This is a genomic window from Actinacidiphila sp. bgisy160 (genome assembly GCF_965342435.1).
GTDB lineage: Bacteria > Actinomycetota > Actinomycetes > Streptomycetales > Streptomycetaceae > Actinacidiphila.
Window position 1 is genome coordinate 1 of record NZ_CBDRCM010000109.1, and the last position, 6,490, is coordinate 6,490.

The window sequence follows — 6,490 nt, forward strand, 5'->3', positions numbered from 1 at the left end:
AGCTCGTGCAGCGGCCGAACGGGGCCATCATCGGGGAGGTCGTAGGTGGCGATCGCAGCGGAGATGTCCGAGAGCGCCGCCCGCACACGACTATTGGCCCTGCCGCCCCCGTCGGCTGACAGCCGGGATGGGTCGAGAGCGAGAGCGGCGGCGATGGCATTCAGCGCGTCCTCGCTCGGTAGCCGGGCACCACGCTCGATCTTCTGGATCATGCTCGGTGACAGCGACGCTGCCCGGGCAAGATCGCCTTGCCTCATGCGACGGGAACGACGGGCGGTTGCGATGCGCTTGCCTACATCGCCCGCGCTGTCTCCGGGCACAGTGGTCTCCGATCCTCCTGGATGTACGGAGGGTATCGCGCGTCTGACCCAGGGTGAGGAATCTGGTGTTACCTCGTCAGCGTATCGACCAGCTCTGTAAGGGAGTTGATGCGCCAGTCCGCCGCAGCCGCAACTTCTGGACTGTCGGCCCACAGATATCCCCACGGGCCGCGTCGAAGGTGTGCTGCCCGCAATCCGGCTGCGCGGACTGGGAAGACATCGTTGGCGGGGTGATCGCCCACGTACACGATCTCTTCAGGGGTGCAGTCGGCCGTCTCGACGAGCCGCTCGAAGAAGGCGGCCTCGGGCTTAGCCACACCCCAATCGCCGCTCGTCGCGATGACGTCTGCGGGCAGGTCGAGCGCGCGCAACAACTCGCCTGCTCTGCGGGTCTGATTGCCCGCGATAATGACTCGGAACCCGGCCGCCAGAAGCCTGGACAGGGCTGGGCGGACATCCTCGTACAGGTCATGCTCGTCGAGCTGTTCCCCGTAACCGGCGCGCTCCCGCGCCGCGTACTCGACGGAAACCTCCAGACCGGGCCGCACCAGTCGCAGAGCGTCGGCGTTGTCGCGTCCTTGAGCTACGACGGATCCGACAAGGGCGGACATGGTGTGCCGGGGTACTCCCAGCCAGTCCGCCCAAGAAGCCCAGCCGCGGTCGTCTCGGATCAGGGTCTCACCGACGTCGAACGCTACTGCGCGAATCATGCACGGCATTCTACGGGGCCACCTCAGGAGCGTGATGAGCAGCCAGCTGTGCACGCGTGTGGTTGAAGGGAGGCGCGCACAGCACCCGCGGGCGACGACTGGTCCGAGAGAGAGGGATCTGGAGAGAACGCATGAATGATTGAACGAACTGTTGTGCGACTTGAAGGGGTCGGGAGGGTGACTTCCCCGGCTTGGTCGTCCATGTTGTGGCGTGTCGACGGTCATCGTCTGCGGTCATGCGCTCGACGAACAACTCCTTCGCTGACGATGGTTGCGCCTGGGACGGCAGCCGCAAGAATTACCGGCCGCGCCGGTCTCTGCGCATTGCCGAGGACAGTCCGAGCCGGCTGCTGCGTACCGCTCAGGGCGCCCGGTGTGATTTCTGTGGGAATCCCGTTGAGTGGTACCAGCGCCCGGGCAGTACTGCTGTTCCGCTGCATCCCGTAGAGCTGCCCGCAGGGTCGGTGCCGCCGGGGGAGCGCTGGCACGTTTCTTCCGGTGTCGCTCATGCTTGCCATGACGGGAGCGCGTGGTGCCGGGTGCGGCACCGGGCCCTGTGCCCCGCATCCCCAGTGGGCAACCGCAGCCCGCTTCTGGAGGAGATGTGCCGGGCCCTCGCGCTGAACTCCCGCCGCCTGCAAGATGCCGGCCTCTTCACACCCCGGCCCGAGCAGCCACCCCAGGCCGCGCGGGATGTGCCTGTCCGGCCGGTCGTGCGCATCATCGGCGCGCGCTATCTGGCCCCCGGTCCTGTCGAGGAACTCCAGTGTGTGGCCCGGACCCGCGCCCGCCGTCGCTGCTCCCTACCTGTCCTGGACCCCGAGGCCCTGCCCGGCACGTGGCGGCTCGAGCTCGTCGATCCGCTCCTTCGCCCCGGCGACGGGCACCTGCCGGCCGACCCGGAGGTGATGGCCCTGTACGACCTCACGGGCTTGCCGTACGCCGAACAGATGCGCTGGCGCGCCCAGCGCTGTACCGCTCACGTCACTGTTCGCGGTGCTGCGGACAGCGCTCTGGTTGCCTGGGAGCCCTTTGACCCAGTCCGCCACCGCCTGTACATCCGCGACCAGCTTCCCAACCCGTCGCCTGCATCGGGCCGTGGTCTGGGGTGAGCCCGCTGCCCTCGAGTTGCCGTTCCGCTCGGCTGCCCGCCCGCGTGGGCCCGGCGGCCGCTACGGCCACGCCCCTGCCGCAGCTCTCGCTGCGGCGGTTTCGCTGCCCCTGTCCTGGCCGTTTCGGAGGCCCCTGGTGTCCAAGACCTTGGTCGGTACTCCCGACCCTGACCAGCCCCTGCCCGGTCCTGCCTTGTCCGATGAGCATGCCGAGCGCGTGGTCCTGGCCGCGTTGCTCCGCCACCCGCAGCTGGTCCCGTACTTGATGGCGGTCTTGCACCCGGCGCACTTCAGCGGCCCGGCCTTCCGGGAGGTCTTCCTTTCTGCGGCCGCCATCCATCACCACAAGGAGCCCTGTACTCCGGCGGCCGTCACGGCCGAGCTCGCCCGGCGGCAGCGAACGAGCAGGGCCGCCTTCCTCGAGCCGGCCAAGGACCTGGTTACCGATCTTGTCCGTGCCGCGGTACCGGCGGAGCCGGTAGTAGTGCACTACGCGGCGATCGTCCGGGACCTGGCCGACCTGCGCCGCCATACGACCGCGCACCCCGAGGGGCTGCCGCCGGTGCCGATGCGCGGCTTCCTCATTGACGACGACACCACCTGACCACCCCTGCGCGCCCCCGACCGCGCTCTCACAGATCGACGATGCTCGACGATGCTGCAGCCCACCGACGAACAAGTCCTGGCCGCCGACGCTTTCGCCACCGGGGATCACCTGGTGATCCAGGCCGGAGCCGGTACCGGTAAGACCACCACGCTCACCCAGCTCGCCGCCGGCACCTCCCGGCGCGGCTTGTATGTGGCGTTCAACCGGGCCATCGCGCAGGACGCCGCCTCGCGTTTCCCCGGCACGGTGCTGTGCAAGACCGCGCACGCCCTGGCCTACGCCGCCATCGGTCACCGCTACCAGGCCCGCCTGAACGGACCCCGCCTTCCGGGGAGGCACACCGCCGATGCTCTGGGTATCACCAAGCCCATGCGGATCGGCGACCGAACCGTGTGGCCGGCCACGCTGACCTCCACGGCCCAGCGCACCGTGACCCGCTTCTGCCACTCCGCCGACCCGGTCATCGAACGCCACCACGTGCCGCCGCTGCGTGGCCTGGACACCGAGGATCTGCACGCCGAGCTCGCCCGCCGCGTCCTGCCTTACGCCCGCGCTGCCTGGGCGGACCTGCAGCACCCCGACACCGGCGCGGTCCGCTTCGAACACGACCACTACCTGAAACTGTGGGCCCTGTCCGACCCGAAACTGCGCACCGACTTCGTGCTCCTGGACGAGGCCCAGGACACCAACCCCGTCCTCGAGCAGGTCCTGCTCAACCAGCGCGGCCACGCCCAGCTGGTTATGGTCGGCGACTCGGCGCAGGCCATCTACGGCTGGCGCGGTGCCAAGGACGTCATGACCGGCTTCGACGGCACCGCGCTGTCGTTGACCCGGTCCTTCCGCTTCGGGCCTCTTCTGGCTTTGGAGGCGAACCGGTGGCTGGCGATCGCCGACGCTCCGATCCGTCTGGAAGGCAGCCAGGCGATCCCCACCGAGGTCGGCAAGGTGACGAAGCCGGACGCGGTGCTGTGCCGGAGCAACATCGGAGCCATGGCCCAAGTCCTGCGCTTCCTCGCAGGCGGCCGCAGGGTTGCGCTGGTCGGGGGAGGCCAGGCCCTGCGCGCTCTGGCGCTGGCCGCCCGGGACTTGCAGGACGGACGCCGGACCTCCCACCCCGAGCTGGTGCTGTTCACCTCCTGGGGCCAGCTGCAGGACTACGCCGAGCACGATCCCGCCGGCAGTGACCTGCAGCCCTTGGTCGACCTCGTCGACTTTCACGGCACGGACGCCGTCCTGGCCGCGGTCAACCGTCTTGACCGGGAAGAGAACGCGCAGGTGACGGTATCCACTGCGCACAAGGCCAAGGGCCGCGAATGGCCCCAGGTTGAGATCGCAGACGACTTCCACCCACCCAAGGACAGCGACGAACAAGACGAGCACGGGAACCCGCTGCCCGGGCCGATCGATGATGCCGACGCACGCCTCGCCTACGTCGCTGTCACCCGCGCCCGCCACCGCCTCGACCTCGGCGGGCTGACCTGGATCAACGACCACCCCGACGGAAACCCGTAGTGCAGTGCGGCGGGTGGTGAAGAGCGGTCCGCCACGGGGATGGCAAACGCGAGAGGGCTGCCTTTCAGCATTGCGGCTCGCATTGCGCCGTGCAGTCGTGCTGCGCCGGCAGCCCCCGGGACGTCCGGCGCCGCGCGTGGTGTGGTGGGCTAGAGGGTGAGGCGTGCGAGGGCGTGGTAGGCGGTGACGAGGGCTTTGTCGAGGTCGGTTTGGGTGATGGGGCCGAGGTGGGGGTGGGCGCACACGGTCCGGGTGTGGTGGAGGTGGGGGTCAGCAGCCGGATGGGCAGGCGGGTGTGCTGGTGGAGGTAGGTGATGGGGCGTTGGGCGGCCGGGGTGTGCAGGCGCAAGCGGTCCCACGCGGCGAGGACGCGCAGGGCGTCGCGGGGGTTGAGCTGCTCCAGCCAGGCGTCGTCGAAGGGGTTCACGGGGTCCTCCGGGCAGGGACGGGCAGGGCCGCTTCGGGCGGCTGCCGGTTTGAGGGGATGACCCATTGCACTCGTGAACCGCGGACGTTTCCGCTGGTCAGAAGGTTATGAAAGACCTTCGAAGGCTGCTGGAACCCATCGAAGGACGCCGGGTTCCAGTGGAGGGCCTGCCGGACTACGCTGACGCCGCTGATCGAAATAACAGGGGGCGCGATGAGCGGGCAGGGAGATCTTCACGACGATCCGGTGGAGGACCTCGCCCGGTGGCTGAGGAGCTTGCGCAACAAGCGGGGGGCTCCGAGTCTGCAGACCATCGTCGGCCAGGTCCGCGACAACGATCCGACATCGTCGCTGGTGATCAGCACGCTGAGTAACGCGTTCAACGGGCGTGCCTTACCGCAGTACGAGACGGTCATCGCGATCGCCCGGGCGCTGGGCGGGCCACAGGCGGCCGCCGATGCCGAAGACCGTTACGCCGACGCCCGCACGCGACGTGATGATCTGACCCGAGCCCGCCGCCACACCACCGCCGGCCGTGACGTCAGACCTGACACGTTGGAAGGCAGCGGTACAGCGGAGCCAGACCTTACGGATGAGGTGGCCGCAGACCCCGACGACGGGCAGTCGCAGCCCGCAGCGGAAGAATCTCGCTCTGATGTGGTGCCCGATGGGGCGCAGGGGGCTGCGGAATCCGAAGTGGCTGGCCCAGCCTCCACCGGCTACGAACCACCTACCCAGCCCGCGCGCCAACTGCAGCCGCAGCGGGCCGGCCGGCCATGGGGTCGGCGGCGGGCGGTGGTGTGGACCGCGGCGGTCGCCGCGGTCGTCGCACTCGCCGTCACGCTGACATTTGTATTGACGGGCAGTCATCCCACGGACCAGGCAGGCCACGGTGCCCGTTCGGGCACGCCGTCGGCAAAGTCCTCAATGCAGGCGGCCGGGGGCTCGAAGAGCACGGCCAAAGCCGAGCAACCGTTGATCCAGGGCGGATGGCGGCCATCCCCATGTGGCTACACATGGGCTGCGAAGGGCGAGGCATCAGGTGACAGCCATGACACCCACATCGCGCCGCGCTCGTCGCTTCAGATCACCGCACAGGCATCGTCACATGCCGCGGTGTTGCTGATGGGGCTGCGTCTGGTGAACGTCAAACGCCTGCCGATGCCCAACGGCGGGACGTACTCCAGCTATGGCCAGTGCGGCGGGGACCAGGCCACCCGCTCCTACCGCGCGGTGCTGGACTCCCGCCCTCCAACAATTTCCAGCGTCGCCGCAGGGGACTTCGAGGCCACGATTCCGCCGGTGCCGCCACGCTACAAGATCAGTGACACCGACCCCGAGGTCTTCGAAGTCTTCATCACCAACACCACGTGTTTGTGTAACTTTTCCATCGCGGTGGACTGGGTGGCCGCGGGCAAGCCCGGAACTACCCTCGTCGACAACGATGGCAAGGGCTTCACCACGGTGCCCGACACCATCCCCGGCGCCCGTTGGGCCGTCCACAACTGACGAGCCGGGGGCTGTCGTTCACCGGGCGCTGTTAGTACTCCAGCAGGACTTCGACGTTTTGCCTGATCAGAAGGCTGCGCAGTGAGTGTAGTGGGGCTGGTGCCCGTCAGGGGCGGTCTTCTTGGGACCGCCCCTCGATCGTGTGCAGCCGGCGTTGGTCATGACAGCGGCGAGGGCAGCCTCCCGCCGTGATCAACGAGCCTGCAGCCGAGAACTGGGACCGCGAACTCGAAGACCTCTTCCTCCGCGTCGGCCACCGCTTCAGCCGCGTGGAGCCACGCCGACGAATGCGC

General features: G+C 68.7%; 6 protein-coding genes. 4 read left to right on the forward strand and 2 right to left on the reverse strand.

The window, feature by feature from the left end:
• A partial coding sequence (locus ACRWNP_RS36735) for a helix-turn-helix domain-containing protein (protein WP_431969302.1) occupies positions 1–257 on the reverse strand: 257 nt, incomplete at its 3' end.
• A 131-nt stretch (positions 258–388) separates the two neighbouring features.
• On the reverse strand, positions 389–1,030 hold the full coding sequence (locus tag ACRWNP_RS36740; protein WP_431969292.1) for an HAD family hydrolase: 642 nt from the start codon (positions 1,028–1,030) through the stop codon (positions 389–391).
• Positions 1,031–1,266: 236 nt separating this feature from the next.
• On the opposite strand from ACRWNP_RS36740, the gene ACRWNP_RS36745 reads away from it, so the two are divergent.
• From ACRWNP_RS36745 to ACRWNP_RS36760, 4 genes are all read left to right on the forward strand, one after another.
• The gene (locus ACRWNP_RS36745) at positions 1,267–2,142 is read left to right on the forward strand and encodes a DUF6083 domain-containing protein (protein WP_431969294.1); all 876 of its coding nucleotides are present in this window, start codon (positions 1,267–1,269) and stop codon (positions 2,140–2,142) included.
• A gap of 193 nt (positions 2,143–2,335) precedes the next feature.
• On the forward strand, positions 2,336–2,746 hold the full coding sequence (locus tag ACRWNP_RS36750; protein ID WP_431969296.1) for a DnaB-like helicase N-terminal domain-containing protein: 411 nt from the start codon (positions 2,336–2,338) through the stop codon (positions 2,744–2,746).
• Positions 2,747–2,797: 51 nt separating this feature from the next.
• Entirely contained in the window at positions 2,798–4,261 is a 1,464-nt protein-coding gene (locus ACRWNP_RS36755; protein WP_431969298.1) for a UvrD-helicase domain-containing protein, read from the forward strand.
• A 640-nt stretch (positions 4,262–4,901) separates the two neighbouring features.
• Entirely contained in the window at positions 4,902–6,197 is a 1,296-nt protein-coding gene (locus ACRWNP_RS36760) for a hypothetical protein (RefSeq protein ID WP_431969300.1), read from the forward strand.
• Positions 6,198–6,490: the final 293 nt, after the last annotated feature.